The organism is Clostridium sardiniense, from assembly GCF_050584765.1.
Lineage (GTDB): Bacteria > Bacillota > Clostridia > Clostridiales > Clostridiaceae > Clostridium > Clostridium sardiniense_A.
Window position 1 is genome coordinate 10,553 of sequence record NZ_JBNOOR010000002.1, and the last position, 17,594, is coordinate 28,146.

Here is a 17,594-nt window from a genome sequence, read left to right on the forward strand (position 1 = left end):
CTTTTCCTGTTTTTGTTGCTTCTGGTTTAACTTCTGGCTTAGTATCTGGTTTATTTTCAGGCTTACTCGGAGTTGTGCTTATAGTAACATACTCTGCTGATACATATCCAAAGCCATTCTTATATTTTATTTTGTGCCATCCATTTGATGTTGATACTATTTCAACTTTAGATCCTCTTGTTAAACTTCCTATTACTTTATTCTTTGTTGATGCTCCATTTCTTACATTTAATGAACTTGCTGTTACTTTTCCTGTTTTTGTTGCTTCTGGTTTAACTTCTGGCTTAGTATCTGGTTTATTTTCAGGCTTACTCGGAGTTGTGTTTATAGTAACATACTCTGCTGATATATATCCAAAGCCATTCTTATACTTTATTTTGTGCCATCCATTTGATGTTGATACTATTTCAACATTTGATCCCTTCGATAAGCTTCCTATTACTGAATGTTTTGTTGAAGCTCCACTTCTTACATTTAATGCACTTGCAGTTACTTTTCCTGTCTTTGTAGTCTCAGGTTTTACCTCTGGCTTAGTATCTGGTTTATTTTCTGGCTTTTCTTCTGGTTTCTCTATATTACCATTTAATTTAATATTATCTTTTAAATACTTTTCAACTCCATCTGCAATTGAAGTAGCTAATTTTTCTTGATACTCAGCTGTCTTTAATTTACTTGATTCTGATTTATTTGATATAAATCCAGCTTCAAATAATGATGAAGGCATATTAGTTTCTCTAAGTACAGCGAAATTTGCAGACTTAACGCCTCTATTTACTGCACCTGTTGATTTAATTGCATTATTTTGTATGTTATCACTTAGAGGCTTGTACTGAGTCTTATCTCTGTGATGGAATGTTTCTATTCCATTTGCACTCTCTTGCTCAAATGAGTTTATATGATTAGATACAAATACATCTGGCTTATATCCATTTGCAAGCTCTGATCTTTCTTCTAATGAAAGATATACATCAGATGTTCTACTCATTCTTACTTCTATACCTTTAGCTTCTAATTTTTTTTGAATTCTTAAAGCAATTTGAAGATTTAATTCATCTTCATATACTCCATTTCCATAAGACCCATTATCATGTCCACCATGACCTGCATCTATAAATACTTTATAATAATTTCTATCTACTGTATTTGATTTTGCTTGTGAATAAGTACTTGAACTATTTTTAGGTACATATATTTCAAATACATGAACCTTGTCCCCTATTTTTTTACTTAAATAAACTGTACCATTATTTTTAGGAGTAACAATTCCCTTATCATTTATAGTTACTGTTTCATTATTTGACATATCCCAACCTGGATACTTAGATAAATCTAATGATTCTCCTTTTCTTAAAGATATACCATTTTCAACAATAACCTCTTTTTGATTATACTTACTTATTGCTGATAAAAATTCTTGTTCAGTAGCAGCACTTGCATTTGCAGCTGTTCCACCAGCAAATAATGGTGCAATTGATATAGCTGCCATAAGTAATGTTGTTTTAACTATTGTATTTAATTTCTTTCTATTCATATCCTAAAACTTCTCCCCCTATAATCCCACACTCTTTATATTCATCATTAATCAACTCTTTATTCATTGTTTATTAACATTTATCATTATAAGATATTTTTTTCTCTTCTTCAATAATATATGAGATATTATGGATAATTATAGGACAATACAATTAAATTTGTAATAAAACCATACAATATTAAATTTATATATTCTAAATAACTTTTATATTAATTAACTGAAAAGCTACTAGAATATATTAAATTCTAGTAGCTTTTTTTATATAATTATTCTTTTGTGCTTTCCTCTGAATTTTTAATTGAATTATCAAGTCCAGCTCCAACACCTACTCCTATAGTAATCCAAACTCCAATTTGATTAAGTAGGATTCCTATAAGTAAGCCTGCCATCATTCCAACTATTATTAAGCTTCCAAAACTTTTCTTAAGACTTAATAAGACTTTATTTTCAGATACATTCATTTAATTTTTCCCTGTTTTTTATTGTTTCTTCCTCCTAACACACTCTCTAGAAGCACTCCTATTGAAGCACCAATACAAAGTCCTGCATCTACTTCAATATCTTGAAATATAAATCCACTTAACATTCCAACTATAGCTCCTATAGCTATTAAGATTCCAAAACTATTCTTAAGGTTAGATACACTATTGACTCTTGACTCTCCCATCTATATTCTCCTTAAGTTATCGTTACATATATATTATATAATTAATATATCCACTCTATGCTAAAGCTCTCTTCATTGAAGTGCTTACTATCTTAAATAACATACATCCTGCAATTAAATTTATAGCTACTGCTGGAATTACTACTGCTATAAATAAAGCTTCAAATCCTGCTGGTAATCCAACTAATATACTAGCTGAACCTAAGAAAGTCACTCCACTTATTAAAGTACCTATTGGGAATATAATTGCACTTTGAATCATTCTTCTCTTACTTTCTGACATATCTTTTAGCATCTTAATCTTATTCATAGCAAACATAATAATAAATACAAGATTTACAGTAACTATTTTATCTATCATATTAGGGACTTGTCCTCCCGGGAACTTAGTAGTCATAGCTGTAAATACTCCTGTTATAATTCCTGCAATTAGTGAAGTCTTATAATCTCCACTATTTATAATCATTATTATAAATAGCATTACAAGTGCAAAGTCAGGTTGCATTGGTAATCCAAGTGCCGGTGTAATTTGATGAAGTATAGCTCCTATTCCAAGTAATAATGCATTAATTATCATTTTTTTAGTATTTCCATTTCTATTCATAATTTTCTCTCCTTTTAATTTAAAATAATTATTTATTTGCCACTCTCCTAGAATTTCATCATTTCATAACACTTTGATCACCACCTTTCATATATCTCTATCTTAGAATTTTTTAAATTCTTAAGTATTAATTTTAGACAAATAAAAAACCGTCCTATGCTAAAAACATAGGACGGATTATAAACTTTCCGCGTTGCCACCTAAATTGTGTTTAAAATTTATGTAATAAATTAAACACCACCTCAAATTCAAGTACTAACATACTCTATCCGCTATAAGGTGCAGCCCACCATAAATGCTACTCTCTAAAAATTAGATTTCGTTTTATTCCTCCAAGGTCCATTCACTAAATCTCTTCTTGCTAAGATCTCACCACCCCTAGCTCTCTTTAACGAAGCTTAACTTACCTACTCTTCCTTATCAATAGATTATCTTTATTTAATTTTCTTATACTATATATTATCAGATTTATAGTTTTTTGCAACTATTTTTTTTTAAATTTTTGCATAATTTATTATTCCTAATATAGATTCATAATAGAAGGTCACATAATCATAATGTTCCTCACTTTCCATTTCCTTCTTAACATCAAGTACCATAGGAACATTATCTGTTATTATGTTATCTACTCCTAAATACATCATCTTCTCTGCGCGGTCTCTATCATTTATAGTAAATACATGAACTCCTTTTCCAAGTGCATGCAGTCCATAAACTGTCTTTGCATCTACAAGAGAATATTCTAAACTAAAGAAATCCACGTTTAACTTTTCAAAATCTCCAACTGCTGCAAGTACAATATATCCAACCTCTATATTAGGATTAAGTTTTTTCATTTCCTGCAATGCTTTAAAGTTGGATGATGATATTACAACATCATGTTCCATACCATTTTCTACAATTAATTTATTTACATTTTGAACTAATGGGTCATCATCACCCTTTGGCTTAAGTTCAATATTTAATTTAATCTTTCCCTTAGCTTCTTTTAATACTGCATCTAATGTTGGAACAGGCTCTCCTTTGTATTTACTTGAAAAGAATGAACCATTATCAAGCTGCTCAATCTCTTTTAGAGTTAATTCTCTAGGTGTTTTATTAATTCCGGCTGTTCTTTTAAATGTACTATCATGAAGAAGTATAGTTTGGTTATCCTTTGTAGTTTGAACATCTATTTCAGCATAATTAGCTCCTTGTTTTTCTGCTTCTTTTATTGCTGATAATGTATTTTCTGGTGCAATTTCACTTGCTCCTCTATGAGCTGTTATTTGGACTTTATCATTTATTACTTTATTAAACACTGTCCTATATCCTATAAATCCACTATATCCTACAAAGCATAGTATAAGTATGGCTACAAATATTTTTGATCCTTTTCTTGATATTTTATATAAACTATTATTTTTGTAATCTTCATAGGATTTAAAATCTCTCTCCTCCTCCACTGTATCATCTCTAAGTGCATAATAAAGCTCTACTAAGAATGAAACAAATAATGGAGTTATTAAAAGCGATACCACTATGAAACCTATATAAAATAATACTAATAAAATCCCTAATAATATCTTACTTTCAATAGAGTTTGGTGAAAAAATATATCCACCGATTCCGATTCCAGCTCCTAAAAATATACTTATTGCAATTGAAATGAGTATAACAAAAACAACTTCCCATAAAATTACTCCTTTTAAAAGAGTCCATTTATTTTTCTTGTATATTTTATTACTTTTACTTACAGCTTCTTTTCCTTTTACCTTTTCTATTACAACTATTGGAATAGCTAATATCCATCTAAGTAATAATAAGACTACCACAACTGCTATTAATCCAAGCAAAACCTTTCCCCAAAGTGTCTTTGAAAGTTCTATTGTTATAAAGGGTGGTATAGAATAATCTCTAATTAAAGAACTACAAAGTCCAACTCCAGTTAATGGCCCAATTACCCCAGTAATCAGAATAAGTGGTATTAATCCAATATTAAACGTATCTTTTAATACTCCAAATACATTAAATACCCCATCTATAATTTTAACCTTTTTACCTCTATGAGATTCTGCTCCTATATATGTTAAGGCACCAATCTCTATAAATATCATACAGAAAGCTAATATTAGTAGTATGGCTATACATATAATTCCCTCAGGACTAAGTCCAAAGGTTATAAAATCTTTATTCGTAAGGTTAGCCATTCCTTCTGTCTTTATAAAGTATTTAAATATTAGAAATATTATTGGCCCAAATATAAATGCAGTTAAAATTCTATAGCACATTTCAAAATATGTACATGCGAAGAAATTAAACTTAAAGTTTTTATATGTATTTTTAATAAGAGATAGCATTACTATTTTTTGCTTTTCTCTGCCGTTTTTCATATTTCCTCCCCCAATCTCTAAGTTTATTATCCTCCTAAACGACAAAAAAAGCTATTAGAGGATTGTAAACTTATTCTCTAATAGCTATTATATCTATTTATTTATAAAATTAATCAGCTGTTCTTGCAAGCCATATAGCTGCAATAACTATTAATAGTCCTCCAAGTAGTTGAAGTCCTGTTAATGTTTCTCCATAAACCATATAAGCAAATAAACTTCCAAGAACTGGCTCTAATGCAACTAATACTGATGCAACACCTGTTTCTATATAATCTGTAGCTTTTACATATGATATGTTAGCTATAAATGTACTTAATATACCAATTGATAATATGTTAAGTATTACAAACATAGGTGATGAATTTGTAGTTATAGCAGTGTTTATTCCAGTAAAATTTGTAAAGAATGCTAAAGCTATTGTACTAAATATAAATCCATAAATTAACATACTATCTTTTGAGTACTTTCCATCAAAAAATCTTGGTATTACAAGTTGAAGGGCAAATAATACTCCTGTTGAAAGTCCAACTAATAAGCCAACTATATCAAGATTTTCAAATCCAACTCCAAATATATTTGAAATTAAAAGGCATCCTATTATTGCAAGAGCAATTACAGTTGCTTTTTTTGAAGTTATCTTTTCTTTAAAGAATATAGCATTAAAAATTGTTACCCATATTGGATTAGTAAACATAAGAACTGTTGCAACAGCAATTGGAACTCTCTCTACTGCAATATTAAATGTTGTAAATGATAATCCAAATGTTACAATACCATATATACCACTAATTATAATTCCTTTTAAATCCACCCTAAAGGCTTTTTTATTAAAAATAAATAAAAATATACCAAAACCAATTGATGCAATTAAACATCTAAAGAATGATATACTCATTGAATCAATTCCTGCATTTCCTAGAGTTCTACTAGTTACACCCATCATTCCCCAGAATAATGTTGCAATTAATACAAGAGTGATTCCTTTTTTCTTGTTGTTCATGTAATTCTTCCTTTCATAATAAACTATTTTTCTCTTTTGTGCTAAGGTTTACATTAACCCTTTACTATTCTACTATAATTTTTTATTTTTTTCTAAGTTTATTGTTATTGTTTACATTTTAGTCACATTTATTACTAATAAATAGAAAATCCTTCTATCAATAACCAGACCGTAAAGTTATAGATAGAAGGATTTTAAGGTTTATTATTCTTTGCTTAACTGGATTTTAAGCTATACACAAATGAAGTTAATGTGGTATATGCTTATTATCCCTAATTTTCACTTAAATATTCATCGATTGCTTTTGCAGCATCTTTTCCTGCACCCATGGCAAGTATTACTGTTGCAGCTCCTGTTACTGCATCACCACCTGCATATACGCCTTCCTTAGTTGTTTTACCTGAATGCTCCTCTGCTACTATACATTTTCTTTTATTTATTTCAAGACCTTCTGTTGTAGCTGAAATAAGAGGGTTTGGTGTAGTACCTAAAGACATTATTACTGTATCTACATCCATTACAAATTCTGAACCTTCAATTTCAACTGGTCTCCTTCTTCCTGATTCATCAGCTTCTAAAAGTTTCATCTTAACGCATTTAATTCCCTTAACCCATCCATTTTCATCTGTTAAAATTTCTGTAGGATTAGTTAAAATATCAAAGATTATTCCTTCTTCTTTTGCGTGATGAACTTCTTCAACTCTCGCTGGAAGTTCTGCTTCACTTCTTCTATATACTATATGAGTTTCAGCTCCAAGTCTAAGGGCTGTTCTTGCAGCATCCATAGCAACATTTCCTCCACCTACAACAGCAACTTTATTTCCTGTTCTAACTGGAGTTTTATAATCATCTTTAAATGCTTTCATTAAATTAACTCTTGTTAAGAATTCATTTGCTGAGCATACTCCATTTGCATTTTCTCCCTTTATTCCCATGAATCTTGGAAGTCCCGCACCTGACCCTATAAATACAGCTTTAAAGTCTTCATTTTCTAATAACTCATCAATAGTTATAGTTCTACCAACGATTACATTAGTTTCTATCTTAACTCCTAATTTCTTAATATTTTCAATTTCACTCTTAACTACAGTATCTTTTGGAAGTCTAAATTCTGGTATACCATAAACTAAAACTCCACCTGTTTCATGAAGAGCTTCAAATATAGTTACATCATAACCTTTTTTAGCTAAATCTCCAGCACAAGTAAGTCCAGCAGGTCCACTTCCTATTACTGCAACCTTTATATTTTTATCTTCTTCTTTTTCTGAAATGTCTACATTATGTTCGCGACCCCAGTCAGCTACAAATCTTTCAAGCTTACCAATTGAAACTGGATCTCCCTTTACTCCAAGTACACATTTACCTTCACATTGACTTTCTTGTGGACATACTCTTCCACAAACAGCTGGAAGAGCACTATATTTTGAAATAACTTTAACTGCTTCTTCAAAATTTTCTTCAGCTACTTCTTTAATAAATCCTGGTATATCTATAGATACTGGGCATCCTGTAACACATCTTGGATTCTTACATTGAAGGCATCTCTTAGCTTCTTTAACTGCTTCTTCTTCATTATATCCTAAACATACTTCATCAAAGTTTCTTGCTCTCTCTTTAGGATCTTGCTCTCTAACTGGAACTCTCTTCATTCTATCTTCCATCTTCATTATTCTTCACCTCCGCAATGTCCACATCCACCATGATGAGTATCTCCTTCTTTTTCCTTAAGGATAGCTCTGCCTTCTTCTGTCTTATACATAGTCTGTCTTCTCATAGCTTCATCAAAATTTATTAGGTGTCCATCAAATTCTGGACCATCAACGCAGGCAAATTTCACTTCATCTCCAACAGTTACTCTGCAAGCTCCACACATTCCAGTACCATCTACCATAATAGGATTTAAGCTAACTATTGTAGGAATATTTAATTCTTTAGTTAACATGCACATGAATTTCATCATTATCATAGGTCCTATAACGATTGCTTCATCATAGTGCTTTCCTTCTTCTTTAACTAAATGATTTAACATATCAGTAACTCTTCCATTAAATCCATAAGATCCATCATCTGTTGCAACATAAAGATTCTTAGCTACGTCTTTCATCTCATCTTCTAATATTAAAAGATCCTTAGTTCTACTTCCTATTATTACATCAACATCTATACCATGCTCTTTCATCCATTTAACTTGTGGATATACAGGTGCTGCCCCAACACCACCAGCTATAAATATTAATTTTTTATTCTTAAGCTTCTCTAAATCCTCTGCAACAAATTCACTTGGTCTTCCAAGAGGTCCCACAAAATCTTTTATGTAATCCCCCTCTTCGTATTTTGCTAATTCTTTAGTTCCTTCCCCAACTGTTTGAAATACTATGCTTACAGTTCCCTTTTCTTTATTAAAATCTGCAATTGTTAAAGGTATTCTTTCACCTTTTTCATCATTTTTAATTATTATAAATTGTCCTGGCTTTGCTGATTTTGCCACTCTCTTCGCTTCTATATCCATTAAGTATATGTTGTTTGTAAGCTCTCTCTTTGAAACTATCTTATACATGTTAGCCCTACTCCTTTTAATATATTTTGCCTATTTGACTTACTAAAAGCTCCCATCAAAAGTCTTTCTGGGAGCTTTTAGATATTTTTTATATTTTTAAATTAAAAGTCTACTTCTTCTCCGTAGAATGATGCTTTGTATATCTTTTCTATTTCTTCTGAAACTACTTTTCTTGGATTAGTTACTGTACAAGCATCTGCAACTGCATTTTCAGCCATGAAAGCTAAGCTTTCTAAGAACTCTGCTTCATCTACTCCATATTCCTTGAATGTAGCTGGTATATTTAATTCTTTATTTAAATCTCTTATTAATTTAACTAATGACTTTGTTAATTCCTTATCATTATTTCCTTCTAAATTTAACATTTTAGCTATTTTAGCGTATCTTTCTCCGCATACAGCAGCGTTAAATTCTATTACTGAAGGAAGCATTATAGCATTTGCACATCCATGAGGTACATGGAACACACCACCGATTTTATGAGCCATTGAATGAACTATTCCAAGAGAAACATTACTAAATGCCATACCTGCTAAACATTGTGCATCATGCATTTCTGCTCTTGCATGTTTATCTCCATCATATGACTTTTTAATATTATCTCTAACCATTTCAATTGCTTTTAAAGCTAATGGATCTGTGAAATTATCTGCTATTGTTGAAACATACGCTTCCATTGCATGTGTCATAGCATCCATTCCTGTATGTGCAACTAATTTTTGTGGCATTGTTTCTGCAAGGTCTGGATCTACTATTGCTATATCTGGAGTTATATTAAAATCAGCTAAAGGATATTTAATTTTAGCTGCATAATCAGTTATAACTGAAAAAGCAGTTACTTCTGTAGCTGTTCCACTAGTTGATGCTATAGCTATAAATTTAGCTTTCTTTCTTAATTTAGGTAATCCAAATGGAACTATTGCTTCTTTAAAAGTAAAATCTGGGTACTCATAGAATATCCACATAGCCTTTGCCGCATCTATTGGTGAACCTCCACCTAATCCAATTATCCAATCTGGCTCAAAGCTTCTCATAGCTTCTGCACCTTTCATTACAGTTTCAACTGATGGGTCAGATTCAACTCCATCAAATACCATAACTTCAAGTCCAGCTGTCTTTAGATTATCCTCAATTTTTTGTAAGAAACCAAATCTTCTCATTGAGCCTCCACCCATTACTATCATTGCCTTCTTACCTTCAATTTCTTTTAATACATCAATTGAACCTTTTCCATGATAAATATCTCTTGGTAATGTAAAACGTGCCATAACCAAACTCCTCCTAAACACACTATATTTATAAATAATTTAAATTGTTTTCATTTACGTTATTATATATTAGCAATTACCATGCCAATGTTATAAATTTAACGATTTCCTCACAACTGCGTCATTTTTTTAACAATCTTTTATTTTTACAAATACTCCACATGTACTATTTTACTACACTTTTTTATATTTTTTGTTAAATTTTAGTACATTGTTAGAATTTAGGACACTTAATATATATTATATTTATCAAGCTTATAATATAATGTATTTCTACTTATCCCAAGGGCCTTTGCAGTTTTACTCATATTATAATCATTACATTTAATAGCCTTTTCAATTAATGTTTTTTCTATATCTTTTATATTAAAATCATTTCCTATTTCTATATATATGCCATCCTTTGATGAAGTATTAGATTCTACGCACCCTACTGCAATTTCTTTTTGTATATCATAGCTTTTAGACTCTTCATCTATATTACCAACAAACTTATATGATATATCTCCATCTAGATTAACTATATTTTCAATACAATTTTCAAGCTCTCTAATATTTCCTGGCCACGAATAATTAATTAATTTATTATAAAGCTTAGCATTTATCTTTGGCACTTCTTTATTTAATTTAAATGCTTTTACTCTTAAGAAATGCTCAATAAGTTTTTCTACATCTCCTTTTCTATCTCTAAGAGGTGGAAGATTTATAGGAATAACACTTAACCTATAAAATAAGTCTTCTCTAAATTTTCCGTTTCTAACCTCTTCTTTCAAATCCTTATTAGTAGCTGCAATTATCCTAACATCTATAGGTATTTCTTTGTCACTACCTACTCTGCTAATTCTACTTTCTTGGATAACTCTAAGAAGATGTACTTGCATTTCAAGAGGCATTTCTCCAATTTCATCTAAGAATATTGTTCCTCCATTAGCTAATTCAAATTTACCTATCTTTCCGCCCTTTTTAGCTCCTGTAAATGCTCCTTCTTCGTATCCAAATAATTCACTTTCAATTAAATTTTTCGGAATAGCTCCGCAGTTTATAGCAACAAATCTATGATCTCTTCTATAACTAAAGTTATGTATAGCTTGTGCTAATACTTCCTTACCAGTTCCACTTTCTCCTTCTATTAAAATAGTAGATGGACTATTTGCTACTACTTTACAGTTAGTAATAACATTTAATATTGCATCGCTAGAGCCTACTATATCATCAAATGTTTTATACGCACCTGAAGATTTATTCTCTCTATTTTCTTTTTCTTTACTCATAATAATTACAGAACCTATAATTTTCTCCTCTAGTCTTATAGGCTTTACTGTTATTAAGATCCTATTGCTTGTATCATTTAAAAATTTTATCTCTTTTATATATGTATTATAATTATTTTTTTTAAAACTTAAATTAATATTTTTCCATCCAGGTATTATGTTTTCAACCCTTTTATTTAATAGATCTAAAGATTTTAATCCAATGACTTCACAAGCAAGTTCATTAACATTATTTATATATCCATCGGAATCTAAAGTTATTATTCCTTTATCCACGTTATTTATAACACTTCCTACATAGTTGTAAGCTTCCTTAAGAACTTCATTTACATGTAGTCTTACTAATTCATTCTCTATAGCTTTAACTCCAAATAAAACTAATCCTAAGGAGTGAGGATGTTTATTCTCCCATTCTGACGTTAGATTTAATGTCCCTATTATTTTGCCACCTTTTCCATGTATAGGTGCAGCTGAGCATGTAAGTCTTTTAAAAATATCTATATAATGCTCATCTGCTGTTACTTGAACTGCTCTATCTTCTTCTATTGCAACTGCCATAGCATTCGTTCCAATATTTCTCTCATCCATATACATTCCTGCAATTATATTTAACTTTGCATATTCTTCTACTACATTTTCTTTTCCACTTATGTTTAATATACAACCATCTTTATCTGTAAGCACTATTATAAATTTCTCATCTTTAAGGACATCTTTGAACATATTCATATATATCTTTGCTATTTTTATAAGTTCTACATTTTCTTCTAATACTATTTTTAATTCGCTATTCTTAATACTTCTTTTAGGTCCTTTATTATCTTCCTTTATTCCATATTCTCTACTTCTCTTGTGAGAACTCATTATTGTATTTTTATTATCAATATCCATATAAAATTCCCCCTGCTACAACGTCTCATTTTAGAAAAAAAATCCTTCTTTACTATTATAATACTAAATTTCTTAAATTCTAATTTATTTATCAAAGTTTACAAATTGGATTTACAATTTTACTTTAACTAATAAATCAGTATAATAAAAACATTACAGCAAAACACATCATCAAATAGCTTGAGCTTTTTAACTATCAATTAATTAAATAGATATTATTAATCATAATAAAAAAGAGTACTCCAATTTAATTAGAATACTCTTTTTATTAATATCTATTTCTATTTTTAAGTTCTCTTTGCATTTCTCTATTATGAGCTTTTTCTAGTAATGAGTTTCTCTTATCATAGTCTTTCTTACCCTTACAAACTCCAAGTGCAACCTTAACTCTTCCATTTTTAAGATAAAGAGATAAAGGTATAAGTGTAAGACCTTCTCTAGATACAAGTCCTGCAAGTCTTCCTATTTGTTCTTTATGAAGAAGAAGCTTTCTATCTCTTAATGGGTCTACATTAAATATATTTCCTTGCTCATAAGGACTTACATGCATTCCTCTTATAAATATTTCACCAGTTCTAACTTCAGCATAACATTCTTTAAGATTTGCTCTACCATTTCTTATAGATTTAACTTCTGTTCCAACTAGTTCTAATCCAGCTTCAATTGTTTCTTCTATAAAATAATCATGTCTCGCTTTTCTATTTTCTGCTAAAGTATTTGAGTTTTTCTTTCTTACCATCTTTTTCACCTACTTTTTATTTACCACTATATAACTTAATAAAATTATATTATATATTGAGCCTATTATCAATTATATATAAAAAGTGTCTCATTATATATTTTTAAATATTCTTTAAATAAATGAAGCTATCATTTATAATTACTCTTTCAAATAACTCAATGATAGCTCCTTTTTTTAATTTGTTAAATTATTCTAACTCAGATTCAATCTCTTCCTCTGCTTCTTCAACTCTTGCTAATGCTTCTTTTACTTCCTTTTTAACTTGAGGAAGTCTCTCTTGGAACTCTTTTAAAGCTTCTTCTTCTTTTTCTTCCTCTTCTTCTTTTATTAAATCAAAGTAAATTTCTCTATTTGCAATATCTACCTTACTACATTTAACTTTAACTTCATCACCTAATCTATAAATATTCTTTGTTCTTTCTCCAATTAAAGCTAAATGATTTTCATCATATACATAATAGTCATCTTCTAAAGCAGTTATATGAACTAATCCTTCTATAGTGCTTGGAAGTTCAACAAACATACCAAATGATGTAACTGAAGAAACAATTCCTTCAAATTCTTCTCCAATTCTATCTTGCATGTATTCTGCTTTCTTTAAATCATCAACTTCTCTTTCAGCTTCTTGAGCTACTCTTTCTGTTTCTGAAGATTGTTTTGATGCATAATCAACTATTCCAATTAACTTTTTAGCTCTTCCTCCATCAATCTTACCATTTATTTGTTCTTTTATAATTCTATGGATTTGAAGGTCCGGGTATCTTCTAATTGGTGAAGTAAAGTGGCAATAATATCTTGCAGCTAGACCAAAGTGACCAAGGCTTTCTGGTGAATATCTTGCCTTCATCATTGATCTTAAAAGAAGTGTGCTTACTACAGCTTCTTCCTTCTTACCCTTAACTTTCTCTAAAACTTCTTGAAGTGCTCTTGGATGTACATCTTGACTCCACTTCATTGTGTATCCAAGGTTATATATAAACTCTCTGAACTTTGTAAGCTTTTCTTCATCTGGATTTTCATGAACTCTATATACGAATGGTAAATTAGTCCAGTACATATATTCAGCTATAGTTTCATTACATGCAAGCATGAATTCTTCTATTATTCTATTTGCAATTTCTCTTGGATAAGGTTTTATTTCAATTGGCTTACCTAGAGGATTTAAAGTGATTTTTGCTTCTTCAAAATCAAAATCAATAGCTCCTCTTCTCATTCTCTTCTTGTTTAAAATATTCGCAAGTTCTTCCATAGCTAAGAAATCATCATATAAGTAATCATACTTTTTGATTAGCTCTTCATCTTTATCTCTAAGTATCTTAGTCACATCTGTATAAGTCATTCTTTCATTTGTTTTAATTATACCTTCATGAACTTCATGCTCTATAACTTTACCATTCTTATCAATTATCATGATACAACTTAATGTTAATCTATCTACTTTAGGATTAAGTGAACATATACCATTTGAAAGTTTCTTTGGAAGCATTGGTATAACTCTATCTATAAGATATACTGATGTACCTCTTTTAAGAGCCTCTTTATCTAGAGGGTTACCCTCTTTAACATAATTAGTAACGTCTGCTATATGAACCCCTAATTTATAGTTTCCATTTGGTAATCTTTCTATTGAAACTGCATCATCTAAATCTTTAGCATCTTCACCATCAATAGTTACCATCTTTAAATCTCTAAAGTCTGTTCTTCTTTTATACTCTTTAGGATCTATTTCTTCTTCTATTCTATCTGCAAAATTTAATACCTTATCAGGGAACTCTTCTGGAAGACCGAACTTCTTAATTATTGTAAGAATATCAAGTCCCTTATCTCCCTTTTGTCCTAATACTTCTTTTATAACACCCTCAGGGCTTCTTCTTTGTTCTGGCCACTTTGTAACTTCTACTATTACAACATCTCCATCATTTGCACCATTTCTATCTTTTTTAGATACAAATATATCTTGGTGTAATCTTGTATCTTCTGGCACAACAAAACCGAAGTTCTTACTATTTTCATAGACACCAATTATTGTCTTATTGGCTCTTTCTACTACTTCAGCAACTTCTCCTTCTCTCTTCTTACCATTTTTGTCATCTCTAGTTATATGAACTAAGACTCTATCTCCATTCATAGCCCCATTCATAGAAGATGATGATATAAATACATCCTTTTCCCCTTCAGCTTCAGGTATTAAGAAACCAAATCCTCTTGGATGTCCTTGAAGTTTTCCTGCAACTAATCCTACTCTTTCTGGAACGGTGTATTTATCGCTTTTATTTCTGACAACTAGACCTTCCTTCTCCATTGCTTTTAATACTTTTTTAAAAGCTCTATATTCATCTGATTTTATATCAAATACTGATGTTAATTCTTTTAAATCCATTGGTTTATATGCATCTTCACGCATAAAATCCAATAATGTGTTCTTTATTCCCATCTTATTCCTCCAATTTAATTTATCTATATTCTTAATATATTTTATCCACCGCTGTTATATATTATTCTCTTTATATAGTAACACATTATGAGTTATAATTCCTCTATTAGAAATTTATATAGAAAAGAGTTATTATTTAGTTGATATACTAAATAATAACTCTTTAATTTAATTAGATATATATTTTAAAATAATAGTCCACCAAACTCTACTATAAGTGGTGCAAATACAACTGCAACTATTGTCATAAGCTTTATTAATATATTCATAGCTGGTCCTGATGTATCTTTAAATGGATCACCAACTGTGTCTCCAACTACACCTGCTTTATGACATTCGCTTCCTTTTCCACCATATGCTCCACCTTCTATATACTTCTTAGCATTATCCCAAGCACCACCTGCATTTGCCATCATTATAGCCATCATAACTCCAGTTACAACTCCTCCAGCTATTAATCCTGCAAGTGCTTCTGCACCTAAAAGTAATCCTACAATTATAGGCGATAAAATTGCAATAAATCCTGGCACTAGCATCTCTCTTAAAGCAGCTCTAGTTGAAATCTCAACACAAGTTGAATAATCTGGCTTATCTGTACCCTTTAATATTCCAGGCTTTTCTTTGAATTGTCTTCTAACTTCTTCTACCATTTGACCTGCTGCCTTACCAACTGATTGCATTGTAAGTGCTCCAAATAAGAATGGAAGCATCCCACCTATAAGCACTCCAACTAATGTTAATGGATTTAAAAGATTTATTGAGTCTAATTTTACAGCTTGAGTATATGATGCAAATAAAGCTAAAGCAGTAAGTGCTGCTGAACCTATTGCAAAGCCTTTTCCAATAGCCGCTGTTGTATTACCAACTGAATCAAGTTTATCTGTAATCTCTCTAACACCTTCATCTAACCCACTCATTTCAGCTATTCCACCAGCGTTATCTGCTATTGGTCCATATGCATCAACAGCAACCGTTATAGCTGTTGTAGCAAGCATTCCTACTGCTGATAATGCAATTGCATATAATCCTATAAGAGAATCACTTGCACCACCTGTTTTAAAGAATGAAATTAATATTCCAATTACTATTAAAAGTATAGGTATAACTGTTGATTTCATACCAACTGCAAGACCAGCTATTATATTAGTAGCTGCTCCTGTCTCACATTCTTTCGCAATAAATTTTACTGATTTATAATCTGAAGATGTGTATACTTCTGTGATTTTTCCAATTAATAAGCCAACACATATACCCACTACTACTGGAATAAAGAATTTTAAGTCTTTAAATAAATAATTACATGCAATTGCACTTAATATAAGGGCTATTCCTCCTGATAAAAAACTTCCTATGTTTAAAGCCTTTTGAGGGTCATCCCCCTTATAACTCTTAACTACAAATATACCTATAAGTGATGCAATAATTCCAATTGCAGCAAGTATTAAAGGATAAATCATAGCTTCACGTCCTGCTGTTATTGATACGAAACCGCCAAGTGTTATAGCTGAAATTATTGATCCAACATAAGATTCAAAAAGGTCAGCTCCCATACCACAAACGTCTCCAACATTATCTCCAACATTATCTGCAATTACAGCTGGATTTCTTGGATCATCTTCTGGTATACCAGCTTCTACTTTTCCAACTAAATCAGCTCCAACATCTGCTGCCTTTGTATATATACCACCACCAACTCTCGCAAATAGTGCTATTGATGATGCACCAAGTCCAAAGCCTGTTATATACTCTGCGTTTAAATCAAAAACAACTGCAAAAATAGTAAGACCAACAACTCCAAGTCCTACAACTGAAAGCCCCATAACAGAACCACCTGAAAAAGCTACGCCTAGTGCTTCTTTCATTCCATGCTTTGCTGCACTTGCTGTTCTTACATTTGCTTTAACAGCAATCTTCATGCCTATAAATCCTGCAAGCATTGAGAATATGGCACCTACTAAAAATGCTATAGCTGTCTTATAACTTAGAAATGCTGAAATTAATACAAAAATACACACCACAAATATTGAAAGATACTTGTATTCCTTTTTTATAAAGGCCATAGCTCCTTCCTCTATATGTGATGCTATCTCTTTCATTTTTTTATTTCCAGGATCTTTTTTAATAATACCTTTTGCAATAAAAATTAAAACAATTAATGAAATAATCCCACAGACTAATGGTAATGCTAATAACTCCATAGTTACACCTCTCATAATTATTTTTAGTACCTAGGGCACTACTATATAATTATGAA

13 protein-coding genes and 1 other annotated feature are annotated in these 17,594 nt (G+C 30.6%); all 13 genes read right to left on the minus strand.

Features of this window, described 5'->3' with window-relative positions; all coding sequences use genetic code 11:
- Positions 1-1,531 (minus strand): N-acetylmuramoyl-L-alanine amidase (locus tag ACQPUW_RS09795; RefSeq protein ID WP_430837312.1); only part of this gene is annotated, 1,531 nt, incomplete at its 3' end.
- Between the two features lie 269 nt (positions 1,532-1,800).
- On the minus strand, positions 1,801-1,995 hold the full coding sequence (locus ACQPUW_RS09800; RefSeq protein WP_430837313.1) for a hypothetical protein: 195 nt from the start codon (positions 1,993-1,995) through the stop codon (positions 1,801-1,803).
- Positions 1,992-2,201, minus strand: coding sequence for a hypothetical protein (locus tag ACQPUW_RS09805; RefSeq protein WP_430837314.1), 210 nt, complete (start codon positions 2,199-2,201; stop codon positions 1,992-1,994). The genes ACQPUW_RS09800 and ACQPUW_RS09805 overlap by 4 nt, the downstream gene beginning before the upstream one ends.
- 55 nt (positions 2,202-2,256) lie before the next feature.
- Complete coding sequence (locus ACQPUW_RS09810) at positions 2,257-2,805, minus strand: tryptophan transporter (protein WP_430837315.1); 549 nt, start codon at positions 2,803-2,805, stop codon at positions 2,257-2,259.
- A 165-nt stretch (positions 2,806-2,970) separates the two neighbouring features.
- Positions 2,971-3,238, minus strand: a binding site (T-box leader).
- Positions 3,239-3,299: 61 nt separating this feature from the next.
- Positions 3,300-5,177, minus strand: a complete 1,878-nt coding sequence (locus tag ACQPUW_RS09815; RefSeq protein ID WP_430837316.1) for a glycerophosphoryl diester phosphodiesterase membrane domain-containing protein — start codon at positions 5,175-5,177, stop codon at positions 3,300-3,302.
- Between the two features lie 109 nt (positions 5,178-5,286).
- Entirely contained in the window at positions 5,287-6,177 is an 891-nt protein-coding gene (locus ACQPUW_RS09820) for a DMT family transporter (RefSeq protein WP_430837317.1), read from the minus strand.
- A gap of 272 nt (positions 6,178-6,449) precedes the next feature.
- On the minus strand, positions 6,450-7,844 hold the full coding sequence (gene gltA / locus ACQPUW_RS09825; protein WP_430837318.1) for an NADPH-dependent glutamate synthase: 1,395 nt from the start codon (positions 7,842-7,844) through the stop codon (positions 6,450-6,452).
- Entirely contained in the window at positions 7,844-8,734 is an 891-nt protein-coding gene (locus ACQPUW_RS09830; protein WP_430837319.1) for a sulfide/dihydroorotate dehydrogenase-like FAD/NAD-binding protein, read from the minus strand. Before ACQPUW_RS09830 ends, gltA begins: the two co-directional genes overlap by 1 nt.
- Before the next feature lie 101 nt (positions 8,735-8,835).
- Positions 8,836-10,002 (minus strand): iron-containing alcohol dehydrogenase, encoded by a 1,167-nt coding sequence (locus ACQPUW_RS09835; protein ID WP_430837320.1) that lies wholly within the window; start codon positions 10,000-10,002, stop codon positions 8,836-8,838.
- A 230-nt stretch (positions 10,003-10,232) separates the two neighbouring features.
- On the minus strand, positions 10,233-12,164 hold the full coding sequence (locus tag ACQPUW_RS09840; protein WP_430837321.1) for a sigma-54-dependent Fis family transcriptional regulator: 1,932 nt from the start codon (positions 12,162-12,164) through the stop codon (positions 10,233-10,235).
- Between the two features lie 268 nt (positions 12,165-12,432).
- Complete coding sequence (gene smpB, locus ACQPUW_RS09845) at positions 12,433-12,903, minus strand: SsrA-binding protein SmpB (RefSeq protein WP_204594885.1); 471 nt, start codon at positions 12,901-12,903, stop codon at positions 12,433-12,435.
- A 190-nt stretch (positions 12,904-13,093) separates the two neighbouring features.
- Positions 13,094-15,340 carry a ribonuclease R gene (gene rnr, locus ACQPUW_RS09850; protein WP_430837322.1) on the minus strand — a complete coding sequence of 749 codons (2,247 nt, stop codon included), beginning with the start codon at positions 15,338-15,340 and terminating at the stop codon, positions 13,094-13,096.
- Between the two features lie 185 nt (positions 15,341-15,525).
- Entirely contained in the window at positions 15,526-17,538 is a 2,013-nt protein-coding gene (locus tag ACQPUW_RS09855) for a sodium-translocating pyrophosphatase (protein ID WP_430837323.1), read from the minus strand.
- Positions 17,539-17,594: the final 56 nt, after the last annotated feature.